The 22,346-nt window shown below is 69.7% G+C and carries 22 protein-coding genes; 17 read left to right on the top strand and 5 right to left on the bottom strand.

Annotated features, from left to right (window positions below):
* The first annotated feature begins 76 nt into the window (after window positions 1–76).
* The 4 genes from thrS to ACFZA2_RS09835 all read left to right on the top strand — a co-directional run bounded on the left by thrS (window position 77) and on the right by ACFZA2_RS09835 (window position 3,968).
* Window positions 77–2,062: a threonine--tRNA ligase gene (thrS, locus tag ACFZA2_RS09850; protein ID WP_391403875.1), complete on the top strand. Its 1,986-nt coding sequence runs from the start codon at window positions 77–79 to the stop codon at window positions 2,060–2,062.
* A 107-nt stretch (window positions 2,063–2,169) separates the two neighbouring features.
* On the top strand, window positions 2,170–2,682 hold the full coding sequence (locus ACFZA2_RS09845; protein WP_391405273.1) for an HIT family protein: 513 nt from the start codon (window positions 2,170–2,172) through the stop codon (window positions 2,680–2,682).
* 57 nt (window positions 2,683–2,739) lie between these two features.
* Window positions 2,740–3,345 (top strand): hypothetical protein, encoded by a 606-nt coding sequence (locus tag ACFZA2_RS09840; protein ID WP_391403871.1) that lies wholly within the window; start codon window positions 2,740–2,742, stop codon window positions 3,343–3,345.
* A 44-nt stretch (window positions 3,346–3,389) separates the two neighbouring features.
* Entirely contained in the window at window positions 3,390–3,968 is a 579-nt protein-coding gene (locus ACFZA2_RS09835; RefSeq protein WP_391403868.1) for a hypothetical protein, read from the top strand.
* Here the strand turns inward: ACFZA2_RS09835 and pdxY are convergent.
* Together pdxY and ACFZA2_RS09825 are read right to left on the bottom strand one after the other, a co-directional pair.
* Complete coding sequence (gene pdxY / locus ACFZA2_RS09830; protein ID WP_391403865.1) at window positions 3,965–4,816, bottom strand: pyridoxal kinase PdxY; 852 nt, start codon at window positions 4,814–4,816, stop codon at window positions 3,965–3,967. The two genes, ACFZA2_RS09835 and pdxY, sit on opposite strands and share 4 nt — an antisense overlap.
* The gene (locus tag ACFZA2_RS09825) at window positions 4,813–6,153 is read right to left on the bottom strand and encodes an aminotransferase class I/II-fold pyridoxal phosphate-dependent enzyme (protein WP_391403862.1); all 1,341 of its coding nucleotides are present in this window, start codon (window positions 6,151–6,153) and stop codon (window positions 4,813–4,815) included. The genes pdxY and ACFZA2_RS09825 overlap by 4 nt, the downstream gene beginning before the upstream one ends.
* Window positions 6,154–6,250: 97 nt before the next feature.
* On the opposite strand from ACFZA2_RS09825, the gene pdxS reads away from it, so the two are divergent.
* From pdxS to ACFZA2_RS09775, 10 genes are all read left to right on the top strand, one after another.
* Entirely contained in the window at window positions 6,251–7,135 is an 885-nt protein-coding gene (gene pdxS, locus ACFZA2_RS09820) for a pyridoxal 5'-phosphate synthase lyase subunit PdxS (protein ID WP_391403858.1), read from the top strand.
* Window positions 7,125–7,745, top strand: a complete 621-nt coding sequence (gene pdxT / locus ACFZA2_RS09815; protein ID WP_391403855.1) for a pyridoxal 5'-phosphate synthase glutaminase subunit PdxT — start codon at window positions 7,125–7,127, stop codon at window positions 7,743–7,745. Before pdxS ends, pdxT begins: the two co-directional genes overlap by 11 nt.
* Before the next feature lie 9 nt (window positions 7,746–7,754).
* Window positions 7,755–8,513, top strand: a complete 759-nt coding sequence (locus ACFZA2_RS09810; RefSeq protein ID WP_315995734.1) for a YebC/PmpR family DNA-binding transcriptional regulator — start codon at window positions 7,755–7,757, stop codon at window positions 8,511–8,513.
* A 48-nt stretch (window positions 8,514–8,561) separates the two neighbouring features.
* Entirely contained in the window at window positions 8,562–9,170 is a 609-nt protein-coding gene (gene ruvC, locus ACFZA2_RS09805) for a crossover junction endodeoxyribonuclease RuvC (RefSeq protein WP_363391569.1), read from the top strand.
* 4 nt (window positions 9,171–9,174) lie between these two features.
* Window positions 9,175–9,795, top strand: a complete 621-nt coding sequence (gene ruvA / locus ACFZA2_RS09800) for a Holliday junction branch migration protein RuvA (protein WP_315995736.1) — start codon at window positions 9,175–9,177, stop codon at window positions 9,793–9,795.
* A complete protein-coding gene (gene ruvB / locus ACFZA2_RS09795) occupies window positions 9,788–10,834 on the top strand; it encodes a Holliday junction branch migration DNA helicase RuvB (RefSeq protein WP_315995737.1) in 1,047 nt (348 codons plus the stop codon). The genes ruvA and ruvB overlap by 8 nt, the downstream gene beginning before the upstream one ends.
* Window positions 10,835–10,925: 91 nt before the next feature.
* Entirely contained in the window at window positions 10,926–11,384 is a 459-nt protein-coding gene (gene yajC / locus ACFZA2_RS09790) for a preprotein translocase subunit YajC (RefSeq protein WP_298872885.1), read from the top strand.
* Window positions 11,385–11,428: 44 nt separating this feature from the next.
* Window positions 11,429–13,138 carry a protein translocase subunit SecD gene (gene secD / locus ACFZA2_RS09785; protein WP_391403848.1) on the top strand — a complete coding sequence of 570 codons (1,710 nt, stop codon included), beginning with the start codon at window positions 11,429–11,431 and terminating at the stop codon, window positions 13,136–13,138.
* Window positions 13,138–14,124, top strand: a complete 987-nt coding sequence (secF, locus tag ACFZA2_RS09780) for a protein translocase subunit SecF (RefSeq protein ID WP_391403845.1) — start codon at window positions 13,138–13,140, stop codon at window positions 14,122–14,124. The genes secD and secF overlap by 1 nt, the downstream gene beginning before the upstream one ends.
* A gap of 116 nt (window positions 14,125–14,240) precedes the next feature.
* On the top strand, window positions 14,241–16,490 hold the full coding sequence (locus ACFZA2_RS09775) for a RelA/SpoT family protein (protein ID WP_391403842.1): 2,250 nt from the start codon (window positions 14,241–14,243) through the stop codon (window positions 16,488–16,490).
* Between the two features lie 30 nt (window positions 16,491–16,520).
* Here the strand turns inward: ACFZA2_RS09775 and ACFZA2_RS09770 are convergent, their stop codons facing one another.
* From ACFZA2_RS09770 to ACFZA2_RS09760, 3 genes are all read right to left on the bottom strand, one after another.
* Window positions 16,521–17,102: a type IV toxin-antitoxin system AbiEi family antitoxin gene (locus ACFZA2_RS09770; RefSeq protein ID WP_391403838.1), complete on the bottom strand. Its 582-nt coding sequence runs from the start codon at window positions 17,100–17,102 to the stop codon at window positions 16,521–16,523.
* A 63-nt stretch (window positions 17,103–17,165) separates the two neighbouring features.
* Window positions 17,166–18,431, bottom strand: coding sequence for a DUF349 domain-containing protein (locus ACFZA2_RS09765; RefSeq protein ID WP_391405270.1), 1,266 nt, complete (start codon window positions 18,429–18,431; stop codon window positions 17,166–17,168).
* Between the two features lie 507 nt (window positions 18,432–18,938).
* Window positions 18,939–19,217, bottom strand: coding sequence for a dioxygenase (locus ACFZA2_RS09760; protein ID WP_391403835.1), 279 nt, complete (start codon window positions 19,215–19,217; stop codon window positions 18,939–18,941).
* Window positions 19,218–19,331: 114 nt separating this feature from the next.
* On the opposite strand from ACFZA2_RS09760, the gene ACFZA2_RS09755 reads away from it, so the two are divergent.
* From ACFZA2_RS09755 to ACFZA2_RS09745, 3 genes are all read left to right on the top strand, one after another.
* A complete protein-coding gene (locus ACFZA2_RS09755) occupies window positions 19,332–20,732 on the top strand; it encodes a replication-associated recombination protein A (RefSeq protein ID WP_391403832.1) in 1,401 nt (466 codons plus the stop codon).
* Window positions 20,733–20,917: 185 nt separating this feature from the next.
* Entirely contained in the window at window positions 20,918–21,547 is a 630-nt protein-coding gene (gene rpsD / locus ACFZA2_RS09750; RefSeq protein ID WP_076675537.1) for a 30S ribosomal protein S4, read from the top strand.
* A gap of 452 nt (window positions 21,548–21,999) precedes the next feature.
* Window positions 22,000–22,287, top strand: coding sequence for an ATPase (locus tag ACFZA2_RS09745; protein WP_391403829.1), 288 nt, complete (start codon window positions 22,000–22,002; stop codon window positions 22,285–22,287).
* The last annotated feature ends 59 nt before the right edge of the window (window positions 22,288–22,346 follow it).

The raw sequence follows: 22,346 nt of genomic DNA, 5'->3' as shown, positions 1-22,346 counted from the left end.
ACTATGGGGCACGTCCGGTGCGATCGAGGCCACGCCCGCCCGGTAGCCTGGAACAGACCCCTTCAGGAGATGTTCTGTGACTGATTTCCCCGCCGATGGCTTCGCCCTCTTCCCCGACCGTTCGGTCGTCGCCCTGCGTGTGAACGGGGAGCTGAAAGACCTGGCCACGACCGTGACGGCCGACGACCAGGTCGAGCCGGTCACCATCGACAGCGCCGACGGTCTCTCGATCCTGCGCCACTCGACGGCGCACGTGCTCGCGCAGGCCGTCCAGCGTGTCAAGCCCCAGGCCAACCTCGGTATCGGGCCGCCGGTCACCGACGGCTTCTACTACGACTTCCAGGTCGACGAGCCCTTCACCCCCGAGGACCTGAAGGTCATCAAGAAGGAGATGGAGCGCATTGTCCGCGAGAACCAGCGGTTCGTGCGCCGCGTCGTCTCCGACGACGAGGCTCGCACCGAGCTCGCCGACGAACCGTTCAAGCTCGAGCTGATCGGGCTGAAGGGCGGGTCCGCCGAGGCCGCCGAGGGCGCGTCCGTCGAGGTGGGCGCCGGCGAGCTGACGATCTATGACAACGTCACCCGCGACGGCGAGACCGCGTGGAAAGACCTGTGCCGCGGACCCCACGTGCCCGGCACCCGTCTGATCGGCAACGGCTGGGACCTCACGCGTATCGCCGGCGCCTACTGGCGCGGCAGCGAGAAGAACCCGCAGCTGCAGCGCATCTACGGCACCGCGTGGCCGACGAAAGACGAGCTGCGCGCCTACCAGCACCGCCTCGAGGAAGCCGCGAAGCGCGACCACCGCAAGCTCGGCAAAGAGCTGGACCTCTTCTCGTTCCCCGACGAGATCGGCCCGGGGCTCTCGGTGTTCCACCCCAAGGGCGGCATCATCCGCTACGAGATCGAGCGCTACATGCGCGAGCGCCTGCTCGCGAGCGGGTACGAGGTCGTCAACACCCCGCACATCACCAAGGGCGACCTGTTCATGACCAGCGGGCACCTGCAGTGGTACGCCGACGGCATGTACCCCCCAATGGTCCTCGACGAGGTCGTGGATGCCGACGGGCACGTCTCGCGGGAGGGCCAGGAGTACTACCTGAAGCCCATGAACTGTCCGTTCCACAATCTGATCTTCCGCTCGCGCGGACGCAGCTACCGCGAGCTCCCCCTGCGCCTCAGCGAGTTCGGATCGGTCTACCGCTACGAGAAGAGCGGCACCCTGTCGGGCCTCACGCGCGTGCGCGGCATGACCCAGGACGACACGCACATCTACGTCACGGCCGACCAGGTGAAGGGCGAGCTCACCCACAGCCTCGACTTCGTGCTGCAGACGCTCCGCGACTACGGTCTCAACGACTTCTACCTCGAGCTGTCGACCAAGGAGGACGGCAACCCGAAGTTCATCGGCGCCGACGCCCTCTGGACCGAGGCGACCGAGACCCTCCGCGAGGTCGCCGAGGCCTCGGGCCTCGAGCTCGTTCCCGACCCGGGCGGGGCGGCGTTCTACGGACCGAAGATCTCGGTGCAGGCGCGCGACGCGATCGGCCGCACGTGGCAGATGTCGACGATCCAGCTCGACTTCAACCAGCCGGAGCGCTTCGAGCTCGAGTACACGGGCCCCGACGGCGAGAAGCACCGTCCGGTCATGATCCACCGCGCGCTGTTCGGGTCGGTCGAGCGCTTCTTCGCCATCCTGCTGGAGCACTACGCCGGCGCCTTCCCCGTGTGGCTCGCGCCCGTGCAGGTCGTGGCCGTGCCCGTCGCCGCCGAATACGGCGACTACCTGCAGGGCATCGTCGCCGACCTCAAGACGAAGGGCGTGCGCGCCGAGGCCGACCACAGCGACGACCGCATGCAGAAGAAGATCCGCACGCACACCACGCAGAAGGTGCCGCTCATGCTGATCGCCGGCGAGCAGGACCGCTCGAACGGCACGGTGTCGTTCCGGTTCCGCGACGGCACGCAGCTCAACGGCATCCCGGTCGACGAGGCCGTGGCGCGGATCACCGGCGCGATCTCCGGCCGGACGCTCGTCAACACCGCTGAGGACCTGGCGTGACAGACGATCCGGATGCCGTGGCGGCGGGCCCGTCGTCGGAGACCGGCGCGACGGCCCCCGTCGGCGGGTCCGGATCACCGACGACCGACGCCGAGCTCATCGACGCGATGACCCTGCCCGGCGTTCCCGACGAGTTCCAGCGCCTGTGGACTCCGCACCGCATGGCGTACATCTCCGCCGGTCGCGAGCCGATGGAGAAGAACTGCCCGTTCTGCGCCGCACCCGACAAGAGCGACGAAGACGGGCTGATCGTGGCGCGTGGGAGAACCGCGTACGTCCTGCTCAACCTCTTCCCGTACAACTCGGGCCATCTGCTCGTGTGCCCGTACCGGCACATCGCCACGTACGATCAGGCGACCGACGAAGAGGTGGCCGAGATCGGTGCCCTCACCCAGCGGGGGATGCGGGTCCTGCGGGCGGTGTCGAACTGCGACGGTTTCAACCTGGGGATGAACCAGGGAGCGATCGCGGGGGCCGGGGTGGACGCTCACCTGCACCAGCACATCGTTCCGCGGTGGGCGTCGGATGCCAATTTCTTCCCCATCATCGCCAAGACGAAGGCGCTGCCGCAGTTGCTCGGCGACGTGCGCCGCGCGGTGTCGGAGGCCTGGAACGCCTGAACCGGCGTCATCCACAACCCCGCCCGGCGCGGGTGGCCGCCTGGTTAAGGTGTTCCGATGAACGCTCGGACTCGCCCCTTCGTGCTCACGCTGACACTGACCGCCGTCCTCGTGGCGACAACCGCGTGTCTTCCGCTTCCGAGCCCGCTCGACCGCGGAGAAGCCGGTGAGGTGTCCGCAGCGACCCCCACCGCGGCGCAGCCGTCCACGCCCGGTGACGAAGCGACCGCCGATCCCGACGACTTCGCCGACGTCTTCGCCGAGCGGGACGAGTTCTTCCGCGCTCAGCAGCTGCCGATGGACGGCACACCGCTGGTCGCGGTGACACCGGCTCAGCAGGACTTCATCGCGCAGCAGCGCGCGTACGTCGAACAGCAGGGGCTCGAGTGGACGGCATCCGATGAGAATCTCGCCCTCGCCCTCGCGGGCGACGCGTGCGAGACCGCGATCCTGAGCCGTCATCAGGTGGACTCGTCGACGCTCATCGCCCACGTGACCACGTCGCCGCTGTTCGCTCAGCTCATCCCCGCCGAGCTCGACGGCGACGCCCGCACGCAGGCGGAGGCCCCGATCGCGAGCGTGATGGTCTTCGGGACGACGTTCCTCTGTCCCGACGACGGTACGCAGTGGGTGGCCGCGTACCGCGAGGTGTACGGGGGCTGACGGCCTGTTCCGATGCTCCGTCGCACGGACGCTAACGTGTGACCATGACGCGCTCGTTCCTGTCGGCCCTCGGCATCGTCTCGGCAGGGCTGCTCGGTCTCGCCGGATGCGCATCGAGCGGTCCCGACGCCCAAGCCCCCGAACCCACGGTGACGGCGCGCGTGGACGGCCAAGCCGCTATCGACGCCATGGACCCGCACGTGCTGGCCGAGTACGAATCGTTCTTCGCGGCGCAGAACTATCCCGAGGATGCGACGAGCCCCCTGACGCCGGCCACTCCGGCCCAGGAGGCTTTCGTCGCCGAACAACGCGCGATGTTCACCGAGCGGGGCTGGGAGTGGAACGCGGACGAGCAGACGATCGCGCTGAGTCTGGCCTTCGAGGGGTGCGGGGTCGCGATCCTGAACGGGCATGCGGTGGACGCGGAGCTGCTGCGTCACCACGTCGCGTTCTCCGAGTTGTTCGCCTACCTCATCGATGCCGATGCGACCGAGGATGAGAGGGGGGCCGCCGAGGCCGACTTCTCCGCGACCCTCGTATCGGGCACCGTTCATCTCTGCCCGGATGACGGCGCGTCATGGAGCGCGGCGTGGAACGAGGTCTTCGGAGCGGTTACCGGTTAGCGCACCTGGCGCACGGCGAACTGCAGGCGCGGGTGGGCGTAGGCCTCTTGCGACTCGACGAGACGCAGCTCGCGCGAGCCCGACTCGTACGTGTTCGACAGCAGGTCGAAGACACTCGACGCGGTGCGGGCCAACGCGTCGGCCGCGTCGCCGGAGCGGCGGTAGTGCGCGGTGAAGAGCGCCGCGGTCACGTCGCCCGAGCCGTTCGCCTTCATCGGGATGAGGGGGGTCTGCACAATCCAGGCGCCGGAATCGTCGATGACCATCATCTCGATGGTGTCGGCCTCCCGGTCGGGGCGCTCGACGCTCGTGACCAGGACCGTGCGCGGACCGCGCTCGCGCACGAGATCGGCGGATGCCAGGGTCGAATCGATGCTCCCGGGCTCGGTGCCGGTGAGGAAGCCGAGCTCGAACTGATTGGGCGTGATGATGTCGGCCACGGGCACCACGCGCTCGCGCAGCAGCTCGGGGATGGCCGGAGCGACGAAGCAGCCCGACTTGGCGTTGCCCATGACCGGGTCGCAGGCGTAGACGGCATCCGGGTTGGCCTTCTTCACACGCGAGACGGCGTCGATGATGACGTCTCCGATGCCCTCCCCGCCCTGGTAGCCCGAGAGCACCACGTCGATCTCGGGGAAGACACCGCGGTCCTCGATGCCGGCGATCACGGCGGCGACGTCGTCGGGCGAGATGAGCGGTCCGCGCCACGCGCCGTAACCGGTGTGGTTCGAGAAGTTCACCGTGTACACGGGCAGCACCTCGACGCCGATGCGCTGGAGGGGGAAGACGGCGGCGGAGTTGCCGACGTGCCCGTACGCGACGGCGGACTGGATCGAGAGAACCTTCATGCCTCGATCCTTCCACTTCCCGCGTCCGCGCGGAGCACCCGGCACGCACGCGCGAGATCGTCGGCCAGGGTGCTCGCCGAGGCCTCGTCGAGGTCGTGCACGGTCAACCGCAGGAAGGCACCGTGGTCGCCGTCGCCGAGGAAGAACGGGTCGCCCTCGCGCACCAGCCACCCGCGGCGCATGAGGTCCTCGCGGACGCGGGCGGCGGCGACCGGGAGCGGCACCCACAGGTTGAGACCGTCGCCGGGGGAGACGGGGACCCCTCTCTCGGTGAGCGCGCGGGCGAAAGCGGCGTTGCGCTCGGCATAATGCACGGCGGCACGTTCGATCCCGGCGCGCACCCCCTTATCGGTGACGAGCGCCAGGGTCAGCCGCTGGAGGATGTGGCTCACCCACGTCGTGCCGGGGGTGAGACGCACCGCGAGACCGTCGGCGGTGTCGGCGTCGGACGCCGTGACGGCCAGGCACGTGTCGGGTCCGAGGAACTTCGACATCGAGCGGATGCGCGCCCACCGCCGCTGGGCGGGGCCGATCACCGTGTGCAGCGGCGCGCGCGACAGCAGGGAGAAGTGGTCGTCCTCGATGACGAGCACGTACGGATGCTCGGCGAGCACGGCGCGCAGCGCCGCCGCCCGGTCGGCGGTCAGGCTCGCCCCGGTGGGGTTGTGCGCGCGCGGGGTGACGACGACCGCGCGGATGCCGGCGGCCAGCGCCGCGCGGAGTCCCTCGACGGTCATGCCCTTGGCATCCACCGGGACGGGTACCGCGCGATAACCGCCGGTGCGCACGGTGTGCAGCGCCGAGAGGAAGCACGGGTCCTCGAGCGCCACCGCGTCGTCGCGCTGCAGCGCCTGCGCGAGCAGCCGCTCGATCGCATCACTCGCGCCGCTGGTGACGGTGATGCGCGTGTCGTCGTGGGGGAGCTGATCGGTCATCCACTGACGCGCCCACGCCTCGAGTCCGGGGTCGATGACCGGCTCGCCGTAGAGCACGGGACGCGCGGAGCGCGCGAGGGCCGCGGTCGGGTCGGGGATGAGGGCGGGATCGGGATTGCCCGTGCCGACGTCGCGCAGCACGGTGTCGGGAGCGTAGCCCTCCTGGGCCACGGCGGCGCGGTCTGCCACCCGGGTGCCGCCTCGACCGCGCGCCTCGACGAGCCCCGCCTGCGCGAGCTGGCGATACGCCGCCACGACGGTGTTGCGGTTCACGCCCAGCTCGGCCGCGAGCGTGCGGACGGGAGGGAGAAGGGTGCCCGGGGGCAGCTCGCCGCGTTCGATGCGCGTGCGGAGCCCGGCGGCGATCTCGGATGCCGAGCGCCCGGTGATGTCGATGGTCATGTGCCCCCCGGAGTCGACGTCCAGCCTATGTCCTGAGCCATGCTACGGTTTGGCCTAAGCCAATAGATCGCGCCCCGAAGCGCGGAACGGAGCAGTCATGACCGACACCGGAACCTCCCGCGTCAAGCGGGGACTCGCCGAGATGCTCAAGGGCGGCGTCATCATGGACGTCGTCACCGCCGAGCAGGCCCGCATCGCCGAAGACGCCGGCGCAGTCGCCGTGATGGCGCTCGAGCGCGTGCCCGCCGACATCCGCGCCCAGGGCGGCGTAGCGCGCATGAGCGACCCCGACCTGATCGACGACATCATCGCCTCCGTGTCGATCCCCGTCATGGCCAAGGCGCGCATCGGCCACTTCGTCGAGGCGCAGATCCTGCAGGAACTCGGCGTCGACTACATCGACGAGTCCGAGGTGCTCTCGCCCGCCGACTACGTCAACCACATCGACAAGTGGAACTTCACCGTTCCGTTCGTGTGCGGCGCGACCAACCTCGGCGAGGCGCTCCGGCGCATCACCGAGGGCGCGGCGATGATCCGCTCTAAGGGCGAGGCCGGCACGGGAGACGTCTCGGAGGCGACGAAGCACATCCGCACGATCCGCGCGGAGATCAACGCCCTGCGCGCAAAGACCAAGGACGAGCTCTACGTCGCGGCAAAGGAGCTGCAGGCCCCGTACGACCTCGTCGCCGAGATCGCGGAGACCGGCGAGCTGCCCGTCGTGCTCTTCACCGCCGGGGGAGTCGCGACTCCCGCCGACGCCGCCATGATGATGCAGCTCGGCGCCGACGGTGTGTTCGTGGGCTCGGGCATCTTCAAGTCGGGCAACCCCGCCCAGCGTGCCGCGGCGATCGTCAAGGCGACCACGTTCCACGACGACCCGAAGATCGTGGCGGAGGCGTCGCGGGGACTCGGCGAGGCGATGGTCGGCATCAACGTCGCCGACCTCCCCGCCCCCCACCGCCTGGCCGAGCGTGGCTGGTAACAGTCCCCGCGTCGGCGTCCTCGCCCTGCAAGGCGATGTGCGCGAGCACCTCGCCGTGCTGACCGCCCTCGGAGCCGACGCGCAGCCCGTGCGTCGGCCCGGGGAGCTCGCCGCCGTGGAGGGTCTCGTGCTCCCCGGTGGCGAGTCGAGCGTCATCGACAAGCTCGCGCGCGCCTTCGGCCTGTTCGACCCGATCCGCCAAGCGATCACCGACGGGATGCCGATGTACGGCACCTGCGCCGGGCTCATCCTCCTCGCCGACCGCATCGACGGCGCCATCGCCGGCCAGCGCACCTTCGGCGGAATCGACGCGCGGGTCGCCCGCAACGCCTTCGGCTCCCAGACGCAATCCTTCGAGACCGACCTCGAGGTGCCCGCGCTCGGCAGTCCGCCGGTGCACGCGGTGTTCATCCGCGCGCCCGCGGTCGTGGAGTGGGGCCCGGATGCCGAGCCCCTGGCATCCCTCCCCGATGGGCGCGTCGTGGCGATCGAGCAGGGGGCGCTGCTCGGAACGGCGTTCCATCCGGAGTCGACGGGGGAGACCCGCTTCCACGAACGGTTCCTCCACCGCGTGCGCAACCGACGCGGCACAGGCCGTGTCGCACCGTAAACTGGAGCAATGTCCGGACACTCCAAATGGGCCACGACCAAGCACAAGAAGGCGGTCGTCGACGCCCGCCGCGCGAAGTCGTGGGCCAAGCTCATCAAGAACATCGAGGTCGCGGCCAAGCTCGGCGGCGCCGACCTGCAGGGCAACCCGACCCTCTTCGACGCCGTTCTGAAGGCCAAGAAGACCTCGGTCCCCAAAGACAACATCGATCGCGCGATCAAGCGCGGCGCGGGCATCGGCGGCGAGGCCGTCGAGTACGCCTCCATCATGTACGAGGGCTACGGTCCCAACGGCGTCGCGTTCCTCATCGAGTGTCTGACCGACAACAAGAACCGTGCGGCCGCCGAGGTGCGCACGGCTCTCAGCCGCAACGGCGGCACCCTCGCCGATCCGGGCAGCGTCGCGTACAACTTCAGCCGTAAGGGCGTCATCGTGGTCCCCGCCGAGGGCACCAGCGAGGACGACGTCATGCTCGCGGTCCTCGAGGCCGGCGCCGAGGAGGTCGAGCCCCACGGCGAGGGCTTCGGCGTGATCACCGAGGCGAGCGACCTCGTGTCCGTGCGCAGCGCCCTGCAGGACGCCGGGATCGAGTACGACTCCGCCGACGTCGAGTTCGTCCCCTCGCTCAAGGTGGAGGTCGACGCCGACACCGCCCGCAAGGTGTTCCGCCTCATCGACGCGCTCGAAGACAGCGACGACGTGCAGAACGTCTACACGAACTTCGACATGACGCCCGAGGTGCAGGCCGAGCTCGAGAACGACGAGTAAGGGCGCGCCCTTCTCCACGACACGGCCCCTGCGCTTAGCGTGGGGGCCGTGTCCCGTTCTCTGCGCGTCCTCGGCATCGATCCCGGCCTCACACGCTGCGGCATCGGGATCGTCGACGTCTCGCCGAACCGCACCGCGTCGCTCGTGCATGTCGGCGTCGCGCGGTCGGCGCCCGGCGACCCGATCGAGAAACGTCTCGCGGCCATCGCCGCCGGCATCCGTGAGGTGCTCGTCGCCCACCAGCCGCACGTGGTCGCCGTCGAACGCGTCTTCGCGCAGAACAACCGGCACTCGGTGATGGGAACCGCACAGGCCAGCGGCATCGCCCTGCTCCTGGCCGCGGAGCACGGACTGACCGCGGCGACGCACACCCCCAGCGAGGTGAAGGCGGCCATCACGGGGTACGGCGCCGCCGATAAGGTGCAGGTGCAGACCATGGTCGCGCGCGTGCTGCGCCTCGACACGCTGCCCCAGCCGGCCGACGCCGCCGACGCGCTCGCGATCGCCCTCTGCCACGCCTGGCGCGGCGGCCCGGCGACCCCCTCGGCGGAGGCCGCCCTCACGCCTGCTCAGCGGGCCTGGCGGGATGCCGAGAAGCGACGTTCTCCACAGCCCCGTGTCGCTCGAACACATGTACGAACGCCCGGCGTAGGCTGATCGCATGATCTCTTCGCTGCATGGGTCGGCGGCGCACGTCGCCGACGATTCGCTCGTGGTCGTCGTCGGAGGCGTGGGCTTCTCGGTCGCCGTGACCGCGCAGTTCGCGCGGACGGTTCACCTCGGCGACGATGTGCACCTGCACACCAACCTCATCGTGCGAGAAGATGCCCTGTCGCTCTACGGCTTCGAGACGCGGGAAGAGCTCACGGTCTTCACCCAGCTCATCAGCGTGACCGGCGTCGGACCGAAGTCGGCCCTCGGGGTGTTGTCCTCCCTGACCGTGCCGCAGATCGCGCAGGCCGTCGCCGACGACGACGATGCTCCCTTCCGTCGCGTGTCGGGGATCGGCCCCAAGACCGCCAAGCTCATCGTCGTGCAGCTCGCCGGGAAGCTCGCCGTCACGCCCGCGTCCGCGCCCGCCGCCGTCGCGCCGCACGGCCAGATCCCCGTCCAGGTCACCCAGGCGCTCATCGGCCTCGGGTGGACCGAGCGCACCGCGGCCGAGGCCGTGGCATCCGTCGCCGAGAACGCCTCCGAGGCCGACCGCGCCTCCGTCCAGGCCCTGCTGCGCCTGACGCTGGCGCTGCTCGGTCCGGCACGGAAGGAGAACGTGGGTGGCTGACGTCCGCGACGCCGGCACCCCCGACGACGAGACCGAGCTCGCGATCGAAGGAGCCCTCCGCCCCACCTCGCTCGCAGAGTTCGTCGGTCAGCAGAAGGTGCGCGGGCAGCTGCAACTCCTGCTCGATGCCGCGCGCATCCAGCAGCGCTCGCCCGACCACATCCTGCTGTCCGGCCCTCCCGGACTCGGCAAGACCACCCTGGCCATGATCGTGGCGCATGAGAGCGGACGTCCTCTGCGCCTCTCCAGCGGGCCGGCGATCCAGCACGCGGGTGACCTCGCGGCGCTGCTGTCGTCGCTCACGCCGGGAGAAGTGCTGTTCATCGACGAGATCCACCGGATGGCGCGCTCCGCCGAAGAAATGCTGTACCTGGCGATGGAGGATTTCCGCATCGACATCATGGTCGGCAAGGGGGCGGGGGCCACGAGCATTCCCCTCGACCTGTCTCCGTTCACCCTGGTCGGAGCGACCACGCGCGCGGGCCTGCTTCCCAACCCCCTGCGGGACCGTTTCGGCTTCACCGCGCACCTGGAGTACTACGAACCCGAAGAACTCGAGCAGGTGGTCTCGCGGTCCGCGGCCATGCTCGACGTCGGCCTGCCGGGTACCGCGCGCTCCGAGATCGCCCGACGTTCGCGGGGCACGCCGCGCATCGCCAACCGCCTACTCCGGCGCGTGCGCGACTACCTGGTGGTCCACGGCCCCTCGGCGGGCGCCGAGGACGGCGATGCGGACGTGCGCACGGTCGGCGCCGCCCTCGATCTCTACGACGTGGATGCCATCGGGCTCGATCGCCTCGACCGAGCGGTCCTCGACGCCGTCGTGCGTCGATTCCGCGGCGGACCGGTGGGTCTCAGCACGCTCGCGGTGGCCGTCGGCGAAGAACCCGAGACCATCGAGTCGGTCGTGGAGCCCTACCTCGTCCGTATCGGTTTCATGGGACGCACGCCGCGCGGACGCGTCGCCACCCCCGAGGCGTACGACCACCTCGGCGCCCCTCACCCCGACGGCCTGCTCCGGTTCAGCCAGGGGTCATGACCTATACTCGGCGAGGGATTCCCCGACCCCCGCTTGACTCACGCTAGGCAGTGCCGCACGGCGCGCCTGACTCGAAAGGTGCACCGCCTCGATGGATATCGCCCGGTTCTTCGCTGATTACGGCATCGTCATCCTGCTGATCGCCCTGCTGATCTTCATGTTCTACAGCTCGCGGCGCCGCATGCAGAAGCAGAAGGCGGAGCTCGAGAAGAAGTCGCGCGAGACCGTTCCCGGCGCTGAGGTGCTCCTGCAGGGCGGCCTCTACGGCACCGTCGTCGAGTACGACGGCGTCGACCTCGACAAGCCCGCCCTGGTCGAGATCGCCCCCGGTGTGGTCATCAAGGTGCACAGCCAGGCCGTGCTGCGCATCGTCGACCCCGCTCAGGGCGCCGTCACCGAAGACGAGTTCATCGAGGCGGAGGAGACCGAGGCCGAGTACGTCGCCGGGGTCGCCGACGGCGACATCACCTCGATCAGCGACGACCAGCGCGCCGCCCGCCAGCACGCGGCCGACCCCGACCAGACCGACAAGGACCGCCCGCAGGCCTGACGCCCGCTCCGCCGTTCCCGCCCGCCGCACAGAAAGCCGACTCCGTGGCGCCCTCGACCCCTGTCCGTCATGCCTGGCGCGTACTGACCGGATTGCTCGCCATCGTCGGCGTGCTCTTCGGCATCAACGCGCTGGGCGTGTACGTCTTCAACGCAAGTTCCTGGACGCCCGAGCTCGCACTCGACCTCCAGGGCGGGACGCAGATCATCCTGCAGGCCCAGACGACCGACGGGGCGGCCCCCGACAGCGAACAGCTGGCCCAGGCCGTCACGATCATCCGTCAGCGCGTCGACGCCTCGGGCGTCGGTGAGGCGGACGTCGCCACCGAGGGCGGGCGCAACATCGTCGTGCAGATCCCCGGTCAGGCCGACGACGCCACGCGCCAGCGCATCCAGAGCTCCGCACAGCTCCAGCTGCGGCCCGTGCTGTTCACGGGTTCGCCGGCGACGTCGTTCGTGGGCGAGGACGGCAACAACACCCCGTACCCGACGCCCGACCCGACCCTGCCGGCGACGCCCACCGCGTCGCCGACCAACGCGAGCGACCCCGCGTACATCACTCCCGCCCTCCAGGCCGAGTTCCTCTCCTACGACTGCGCCAACCCGCCGTCCAACCCCGCGCAGGCCCCGGCCGATCAGCCGATGATCACCTGCGACGTCAACGGGCAGGCGAAGTACATCCTCGGCCCGGTCGAGCTCGACGGAAACGACATCTCCGACGCCACCAACGGCCAGGAGCAGAACACGGGCCAGTGGGCGGTCAACCTCGTCTTCAACGACCAGGGCACCCAGAAGTTCGCCGACGTGAGCCAGCGTCTGTACGGAGCGCAGGCCCCGTTCAACCAGTTCGCGTTCGTCCTCGACGGCAGCGTGCTGTCGGCCCCGTCGATGAACGGCATCATCGTCGACGGTCGACCGAGCATCACCGGAAGCTTCACGCAGGAGTCGTCGAAGGCCCTCGCCGACCAGCTGAAGTACGGTGCCCTGCCCTTGAGCTTCACCGTCGTCAGCTCCGACACCGTCTCGGCCACCCTCGGCTCCCAGCAGCTCCAGGTCGGCTTCATCGCCGGTCTCATCGGCCTCGGTCTCGTGGCGATCTACTCGCTCATCGTGTACCGCGCCCTGGGCACCGTGATCATCGCGTCGCTCGCCGTGATGGCGGTGTTGACGTATCTCGCCCTGTGCATCCTGGCCTGGCGCGCGGGCTTCCGACTGTCTCTCGCCGGCGTCGCGGGCCTGATCGTGACGATCGGCTTCACGGCAGACTCGTTCATCGTCTACTTCGAACGCATCCGCGACGAGCTGCGCGACGGCAAGTCGATCACCGCGGCCGTCGAAGACGGCTGGTCGCGCGCCAAGCGCACGATCTACATCTCGAAGTCGATCAACGTCCTCGCCGCCGTCGTGCTGTACATCCTGGCGGATGCCACGGTGAAGGGCTTCGCGTTCACGCTCGGACTCACGACCGCGATCGACGTCCTCATCTTCATCCTCTTCACGCACCCGGTCATGCAGCTGCTCGCGCGCACGCGTTTCTTCGGCTCCGGCCACCCGCTCTCGGGTATGGACCCGAACGCGCTCGGCGCGGTGTACCGGGGCCGTGCGCAGTTCCGCGCCCCGGTGGCCGATGCCGGTCGCGCCAAGCGGTCGCGCGGCGAAGCCCAGCGCCGCCAGACGATCGCTGAGCGCAAGCAGGCGGAACTCGCGGCCGCCGCGCGCGGCGATAGCGGCTCCACGAAGGAGGGAAGCGACTGATGCGCTCCATGTCGCAGCTCGGTAACGACCTCTACTCCGGGAAGACCTCCTTCCCGTTCGTGCAGCGTCGTCGCCTGTGGTTCATCATCGCGGCGGTCCTCGTGATCGGCGCCGCTCTCGTGCCGCTGTTCCGGCCCGTGCAGTTCTCGATCGAGTTCACGGGCGGGTCGCAGTTCACCGTGTCGAACCCGACCTCCTTCGACCAGGCCCTCGCCACCGACGCGGTCACCTCGGTCGTTCCGGGAGCGACGACCCGCGTCACGACGATCAGCGACCAGGCCGTTCGCGTGCAGACCGACCAGCTCGGCAGCGACGAGACGCAGGCCGTCTCGGCCGCCCTGGCCAGCGCGTACGACGTTCCCGCGTCGGAGGTCACCGACTCCTTCATCGGCCCCACCTGGGGTGCCGACGTCACGCGTCAGTCGTTGTGGGGTCTGTCGATCTTCCTCGCGCTGACGTTCCTCATCCTCGCCCTGTACTTCCGCACGTGGAAGATGTCGGTCGCCGCGATCATCGGCCTCGTCGATGTTCTCGTCATCACGATCGGCGTGTACGCGGTCTTCGGTTTCGAGATCTCGCCCGCTGCCGTGATCGGCTTCCTCACGATCCTCTCCTACGCGCTTTACGACACCACCGTCGTCTTCGACAAGGTGCGGGAGAACACGAGAGAAGACGGGGAAATCTCCGGCCGCACGTTCGCCGAGTCGGTCAACCTCGCGGCGAACCAGACGCTGATCCGCTCGATCAACACGACCGTGGTCGCGATCCTGCCCGTCGGCGCGATCCTGTTCATCGGTGTACCGCTGGGAGCGCGGACGCTCAGCGACATCTCGCTGTCGATCTTCGTCGGCACCATCGTCGCGGCCTACTCGACCCTATTCGTCGCCGTCCCGATGTACGCCCTGCTGCGTGAAGGCGAGAAGCCGATCGCCCAGCGCGATCAGCGCGTGCGCGCCGCCCGGGAGAAAGCCGGCGTTCCGGCCTGATCACCGCAGCACCCCCGCGTACGCCCATCGTGCGCGCGTGAGCTCCCCCGACGTGCCCTCTTCGGCACGTCGGGGGAGCGTAGACTTGATCGACTGGCCGTGAGGAAGGGGTGACGATGACAGAGACCGCCTCTTCTGCGCCGCCGCCGTCATCGCTGCGACGCCTGGTTCCGCGCATCTTCTCGCGCGCCGCCCGCCGCGACGACGTCGACAAACTGCTGCGAACTGTTCGTACGCATCACCCCAAGGGCGACCTCGCGATCATCGAGCGCGCGTACGCCGTTGCGGACAAGGCGCACGACGGTCAGAAGCGCCAGAGCGGCGAGCCCTACATCACGCACCCGCTCGCGGTCGCGCAGATCCTCGCCGAGCTGGGGCTCGGACCGAAGGCGATCGCCGCCGCCCTCCTGCACGACACGGTCGAGGACACGGGTTACCCGCTCGACGAGCTCGCGGCCGACTTCGGCGACGAGGTCGCCATGCTCGTCGACGGGGTCACCAAGCTCGACAAGGTCAAGTACGGCGACAGCGCTCAGGCCGAGACGGTGCGCAAGATGATCGTGGCGATGTCGAAAGACATCCGCGTCCTGCTCATCAAACTCGCCGACCGTCTGCACAACGCGCGTACGTGGGGCTTCGTGCCCCCGCACAAAGCCGCGAAGAAGGCCACCGAGACGCTGGAGATCTACGCGCCCCTGGCGCACCGTCTCGGCATCCAGGCCATCAAGAGCGAGCTCGAGGACCTCTCGTTCGCGGTCATGCATCCCAAGCTGTACGCCGAGATCGACAGCCTGGTGAAGCAGCGCACCCCGCAGCGCGAGCAGTACGTGCAGAACGTGATCGAGGCGGTTGACGCCGATCTGCGCGAACTCCGTGTGCGCGGTCGGGTCATGGGCCGCCCGAAGCAGTTGTACTCCGTGTACCAGAAGATGGTCGTACGCGGCCGCGAGTTCGACGACATCTATGACCTCATCGGCATCCGCATCCTGGTCGGCACGGTTCGCGACTGCTACGCCGTGCTCGGCGCCATCCACGCGCGATGGACGCCCCTTCCCGGGCGGTTCAAGGACTACATCGCCACGCCCAAATTCAATCTCTATCAGTCGCTGCACACGACGGTGATCGGTCCCGGCGGTCGTACCGTCGAAATCCAGATCCGCACGAACGAGATGCACCAGCAGGCCGAGTTCGGTGTCGCCGCGCACTGGAAGTACAAAGAGCGCATGGCGGGCGGCAAGGCGGATGCCAAGGCCGTCGACGCCGACATGGCGTGGATCGCGCACATCTCCGACTGGCAGGCCGAAACCGCCGACCCGGGGGAGTTCCTCGACTCGCTGCGCTTCGAGATCGGCGCGAAAGAGGTCTACGTCTTCACGCCGAAGGGCCGGGTGGTCGGCCTTCCGACCGGGGCGACTCCGGTCGACTTCGCCTACGCCGTGCACACCGAGATCGGTCACCGCACGATGGGCGCCAAGGTCAACGGCCGCCTCGTTCCGCTCGAGTCGACCCTGCAGAGCGGCGACGTCGTCGAGGTGTTCACCTCGAAGAACCCCGACGCCGGCCCCAGCCAGGACTGGCTCGGATTCGTCAAGAGCACCCGCGCGCGTAACAAGATCCGCGGCTGGTTCACGAAGGAACGCCGCGAAGAGGCGATCGAGCAGGGTAAGGACTCCATCGCCCGCGCGATGCGGCGACAGAACCTGCCGCTTCAGCGCCTGATGAACCAGGACTCCTTCACCGAGGTCGCCCGCGGTTTCCACTACGAGGACGTCTCGGCGCTGTACGCGGCCGTGGGCGAGGGGCACGTCTCCACCCAGTCGGTGATCGAGAAGGTCACCGCGCTGGTCAGCGCCGAGGAGACCAACACCGGACCAATCGACATCCCGGTGGGCCGCAGCCGCGCACCGCGCGGTGGCGATTCGGGTGTGCTCGTCCGTGGGGCGCCCGACATCCTTGTCAAGCTCGCCAAGTGCTGCACGCCGGTTCCGGGCGACGAGATCGTCGGCTTCGTGACCCGGGGCAGCGGCGTCTCGGTGCACCGGGGCGACTGCACCAACGTGCGGTCGCTGAAGGAGGAGCCCGACCGGCTCATCGACGTCGAGTGGGCCCCCACGACGAAGAGCGTGTTCCTGGTGCAGATCCAGGTCGAGGCTCTCGACCGCTCCGGCCTGCTGAGCGATGTGACGCGCGTGCTCAGCGAGCACCACGTCAACATCCTGTCCGCGACGGTGTCCACGACGAACGACCGACTCGCGCTGAGCAAGTTCGTCTTCGAGATGGGCGACACCGTCCACCTCGACCGCGTGCTCAACGCCGTGCGGCGCATCGACGCCGTGTACGACGTGTACCGCGTCACTTCGTCGTAGGCCGGGGATCCGCCACCCGACGACCTCGCGTCAGTCGTCGGCATCCGCCCCGACCCCTTCCGCAGGGACGGCACCCGCGTCAGCGACGGCACGAAGCAGACGTGTGGCGCGGTGGACATGCGGAAACCGCGGATGCCGCTCGAACCAGACCTCGGCATCCCTTCGAAGCAGCGGGTCGCGGTACGCCCATGCCCGCGCCGCGGCGATCTCTTCGCGGGCGTCGGATCGGGCCAGATCGACGAGCGTCCGCGCGGGGGTGCTGACGGGAACCCCGGCGACCGACATGATGTCGTCGGCCGGGAGGCGCACGTCGTGGAACACGGCGCGAAGGTCGCATCCCGCGCGGACACGGGCGGCGCGGACGCGTTGCAGATGATGGATCGCCGGCTCCCGGGCGATACCACCGTGCACCCATGCCGCGGTCAGACGGATGGCTGCCCACCGATCGCCGAGCAGGGGCGCCACACTGCGCGCGCGCATCCACCTCGTCTCCGCCGCGTCAGCGGGCATGTAGCCCTCGCCCAGAGGAACAAGCGCCCCGTCGAGGCACGCCGCCGTGAGCTCGGCGAGCGAGAGTCTTTCGTCGGCGAAGAAGAGGAAGGGCGACACCATCCCGCCAGTGTGGCGGAGCGGTGTCGCCCCTGACGGCGAACCGTCGGATCTGTGGAGAGCTGGTCAGCCGCCCAGGGCGCGCAGCCAGGTACGACGCGCCTCGAGCGCCTCCGAGGCCTGCGCGGCGGCACGCTTGTCGCCGCGTGCCTCGGCCTCGGCGAGCTCGGCCTCGAGCTTGTCGATCGCGTCGGTGAGCTGACGCGTCATGTCGTTCGCACGCGCCTTCTGCTCCGGATCGTTGCGCTTCCAGTCAGCGTCTTCGCGCGTGCGCACGGACTGCTCGATCTTGCGGAGCTCGTCGTCGAGGGTGCGCTCCTTGTCGCGCGGGAAGATACGACCGATCTCGTCCCACTGCCGCTGGATCGCCGTGAGCTTCTGACGGGCCGTTGCGAGGTTCTTCTCGTCGACGATGGGCGCCGCCTGCTCGAGCAGGGCGCGCTTCTGCTCGATCTTCTCCTTGGACGCTTCGGCGTCAGCCGTCTCGCGCTCGATGCGAGCACCGTACAGCGCGTCACCGGCCGCCTTGAACCGCGCCCACAGGGCGTCGTCGACCTTGCGGCCCGCGCGGCCCGAGGCCTTCCACGCATCGAGCAGATCGCGGTACGCCCCGATGCCGTCCTCCCCGCGGGGAGCGAGCGCCTCAGCGCGCTCGACGAGGCGGGTCTTCGCCTCGCGGGCGGCCTTGTGCGTCTCATCGAGCGACGAGAAGAACTCGCGCCGGTGGCGGTCGACCGTCGCACGGGCGTCGCGGAAACGACGCCACAGCTGCTGCGCCGTGGACTTCGACAGACGCGGGCCGTTCTGCTGATGGGCCTGCCACCGGTCGAACAGGGCCGCCATGTCGGCGGTCATCTGCTTCCACTGCACCGACTGCGGATCGCGGGCGGCCAGGGCCTCGGCCTCTTCGACGATCGCGGTGCGCTCGCGCACCGCCTCCTCGGATGCCTGCTTGTTGGCGACGGCCTCGGTCTCGCTCGCCTCGGCGAGCTCGGCCGTGAGGGCGTCGACGCGGCCGATGAGGGCGGCGAGGTCGCCGACCGCGGCGGCTCCGTCGAGCTTCGCACGCAGCGTCTTCGCGGTCGATCGGAGATCGGATGCCGAGGCTCCGCCGCGACGATGACGGGTCTCGAGCAGCGTCACCTCGCCGGCCAGGTCGGCGAACTTGCGCTGGAAGTAGGCGAGGGCCTCCGCGGGGGTGCCGTCGGGGTACTGACCCACGACGCGCCAGCCGTCGGCCTCGCGGACCGAGACCGTGCCCTCGTCGTCGACGCGACCCCAGGGCTGGCTCGCCGTCTTCGACGCCGTGGCGCCGGGCGGGGGACCGGGGATGCGTGCGCCCGGCACGGGGCGCGCGGCGGGCTGCGGCGTGGCGGGGGCGTCCGCCGCCTCGGGCGCATCGGCTGCCGGTTCGGCGGACTCGGCGTCGGCGGTCTCCACCTCGGCGGTGCCGGGCTCATCGGAGGAGGGGCCCACCGCGTCATCCGTCGGCTCGGGCGCAGCCTCGGTCGCGTCGACGGCGTCCGTCGACTCGTCGGCGGGGGCCGCGGCATCCGCCGACTCGTCGGTCGCGGAGGAGGCCGAAGGCGCGGGCGCCTCGGCATCCGTGATGTCGGCCGCGATCTCGGTCGCGGCGGGATCGACCTCGGGGATGCTCGCGTCGTCGCGCGGGTCGGAGGTCTCGGGGGAGGGAACGGAAGTCACGGGTAGCACCTCATCGCGGCAGAACCGCCTGGGGGAGAAGGACCCTCCGAGCCTAGTACGAGCGGCCGCGCCGCCACAGGTGCGTGGACGGCGGGGGAGAGGCGTGGATCTTCTCACCGCCGACGAGGCGGCAGGTCAGGGAGCCGTCGTCGGAGCCGTGGTCGGCGACGCGGGCGACTCGGTCGCGGGTGCAGACGGGCTCTGCGTCGGTGCGGGCGCGCCCGGGCCGGCGACGAAATACGCTGTCTGCGCACCGACCGCCCCGGCGATGACGACGAGACCGATCACGACGCCGAGCACGTTGTCGCGGGTGCGACGGCGGCGCTGACGCTCGTGGAGGGCGACGCGGACCTGGTAGGCGCGGGCTCGCTCGCGTCGCTCCCGCGTCTGCCGGTCTTTCCCGCGCGTCGCCACATCGACCTCCTCCGCCCACCACTGGGCCCCTCGATCCTACAAAGCCCGCGAGCAGGCGCCCGCGGGGCCGCCGCGCTCGGAACCGGTGTCGGGGGCCGCGGTTAGCCTGGAGGGGTGACCCCCTCCTCCGCGCTGTTCCAGGGCCAGACGCCGCTCGCGGTACGGATGCGCCCGGTGAGCCTCGACGAGGTGGCGGGTCAGGGGCATCTGCTGCGCCCCGGGTCGCCGCTCGTGACCCTCGCCACCACCGATTCCTCGGCATCCGGGGCTGCGGTCTCCGTCATCCTCTGGGGTCCGCCCGGCACCGGCAAGACGACCCTGGCTCAGGCCATCGCGCGCTCGTCGGGGCGACGGTTCGTGGAGCTCTCGGCTATCACCGCAGGGGTGAAAGACGTGCGGGAGGTCATGCAGGAGGCGCTGACGCAGCGCGATCTGTACGGACAGTCCACGATCCTGTTCCTCGACGAGATCCACCGCTTCACCAAGGCGCAGCAGGACGCCCTCCTCCCCGGCGTCGAGAACGGGTGGGTGGTGCTGATCGCGGCGACCACCGAGAACCCGTCGTTCTCGGTCATCTCGCCCCTGCTGTCGCGGTCGCTGCTGCTGACCCTGCGCCCGCTCGGCGACGACGACCTGGGCGCGCTCGTCGATCGCGCGGTCATCGACCCGCGCGGTCTCGCCGGACGCGTCGTCCTTGACGACGACGCCCGAGCCGCACTCGTGCGATTGGCGTCCGGCGACGCGCGCCGCGCGCTCACCGCGCTCGAGGCGGCGGCGTCGGTCGCGGGCGACGACGGGGGAGCCCCGAGCGACGTCATCCGCTCAGAGGACGACGATGACGACGACGGGGCCCCGTTCGAGCTGGCGGAGACGGAGCCACCCGTCATCACGGCCGACCACATCGCGCAGGCCGTCGATCGCGCTCTGCTGCGTTACGACCGCCAGGGCGACGAGCACTACGACGTCATCAGCGCCTTCATCAAGTCGGTGCGCGGCTCCGACCCGGATGCCGCGATCCACTACCTCGCGCGAATGATCGAGGCCGGCGAAGACCCCCGGTTCATCGCGCGCCGACTGGTCATCTCCGCCGCGGAGGACATCGGCATGGCCGACCCGCAGGCGTTGCAGATCGCCGTGGCCGCCGCAGACGCCGTCGCCTTCATCGGAATGCCCGAAGGGCGCATCCCGCTCGCCGAGGCGACGATCTACCTCGCGACCACGGCCAAGTCGAACGCCGCGTACAACGCCATCAACGCCGCGATCGCCGATGTGCGAGCCGGCGGGTTCGGGCGCGTGCCGATGCACCTGCGCGACGCCCACTACCCGGGCGCCAAGCGGCTCGGACACGGCAAGGGCTACAAGTACGCCCATGACAGCGAGATCGGCATCGTCGCCCAGCAGTACCTGCCCGACGAACTCCGCGGGCGCCGGTATTACGAGCCGACCACCCACGGCACCGAACGCGACGTATCGGCGCGGTTGGAGAAGATCAGACGCATCCTCGAGGGAAAGTGACGCGCGCAGGGGTTTCCCGGGGCGCTCTGATAAGGTGAATCGGCTCGAGACAGGGTTTTCGGGCATCCCCTCCTTTCTGTGATCACCTTCCGACGCGCCCCGGCGTGCGCTTCGGATCGGGCGGAAGGGGGCGATACGCCCGTGAGCCGTGAAAGGCGCGGCCACGTCATCGGAAGGAGAGCTTCGTGACCACGAAGTCTCAGGACCGCCGCAAGGTGCGTCTGTCGCGCGCCCTCGGCGTCGCACTCACCCCCAAGGCCGCCCGCTACCTCGAGAAGCGTCCCTACGCTCCGGGCGAGCACGGTCGCACCAAGCGCAAGGCCGACAGCGACTACGCCGTCCGTCTGCGTGAGAAGCAGCGTCTGCGCGAGCAGTACGGCATCCGCGAGAAGCAGCTGCGCATCGCGTTCAACGAGGCCCGCCGCACCGACGGCCTGACCGGTGAGAACCTGGTCGAGCTGCTCGAGATGCGTCTGGACGCCCTCGTCGTGCGTTCGGGCTTCGCCCGCACCACCGCGCAGGCCCGTCAGCTCGTCGTGCACCGCCACATCATGGTCGACGGCCAGCTCGTGGACCGCCCGTCGTTCCGCGTGAAGCCGGGTCAGCAGATCCACGTCAAGCCCAAGAGCGAGGGTCTCGAGCCCTTCCAGGTCGCCGCCGCCGGCGGGCACGCCGAAGTGCTGCCCCCCGTCCCGGGCTACCTCGAGGTCGACCTCTCGACGCTGCAGGCGAAGCTCGTGCGTCGCCCCAAGCGCGCCGAGGTGCCCGTCACGTGTGACGTGCAGCTCGTCGTCGAGTACTACGCCGCCCGCTGATCCCAGCGAGCAGAGAAGGGCGTCGGGTTCTCCCGGCGCCCTTCGTCCTTTCAGGACGCGCTCTCGCGCGGCCCCTTGTCACTTCTGGGGCCGTTGACGGTCTGCAGAGCCGACGGTGCAGTGTGCGGCGAACATTGATCGCCACCGTTCGATTGCCCGAGAGGGCTGATCATGCCCGGCCCCACCGACCATCCGCGGCAACCGAACGAAGACGCCACGCGCTCGCTCGCCCCAGAACGCCGCCCCTCACCGAGCCACCGACCACCTGCGGCAGTCGAACGTAGAGGTGCCGGTCCTGCTGCCCCGATCGGCGCCCACGCGGGTGTGCGGTCGCGTCCGGTACGCGGTGGACTCCGGGGAGTCGGCATCCACAGGTCTCTTGCACGAGGCACGGGGGCCGTCGCCTACGATGAAGGATGCCGCGACCGCGGCGTCGCCTCGAGGAAGAAGTCGTGATCGTGAAAAGCCTCTTCTGGTTCGCGCTGGGGATCGCCGGCGGATTCGTCGCCGCGCATCTCGTCAACAAGGACCCCCGCGGTCAGGAGCTGCTCGCCCAGCTCGATTCGCGGATCGGGGAGTTCACCGACCACATGAGCGACGCCTACCACCAGCAGGAGACCCGCCTGTCGGAGATCATCGACGATGCCAAGGGCGTCGCCGCCTCCGCGGTCGACCGGGCCTCCGAGGCGATCGGCGACGCCGCCGCCTCCGCGAAGACCGCGGCAACCTCGACCGACTGACCTCCCCGGCATCCGGCCCCCGATGACCCGGGGTCGGCCATCGCACGCGCACGGAAAGA

This window comes from Microbacterium sp. NPDC007973, from assembly GCF_042958465.1.
GTDB lineage: Bacteria > Actinomycetota > Actinomycetes > Actinomycetales > Microbacteriaceae > Microbacterium > Microbacterium galbum.
This window is presented reverse-complemented; position numbering and strand designations above follow the sequence as displayed.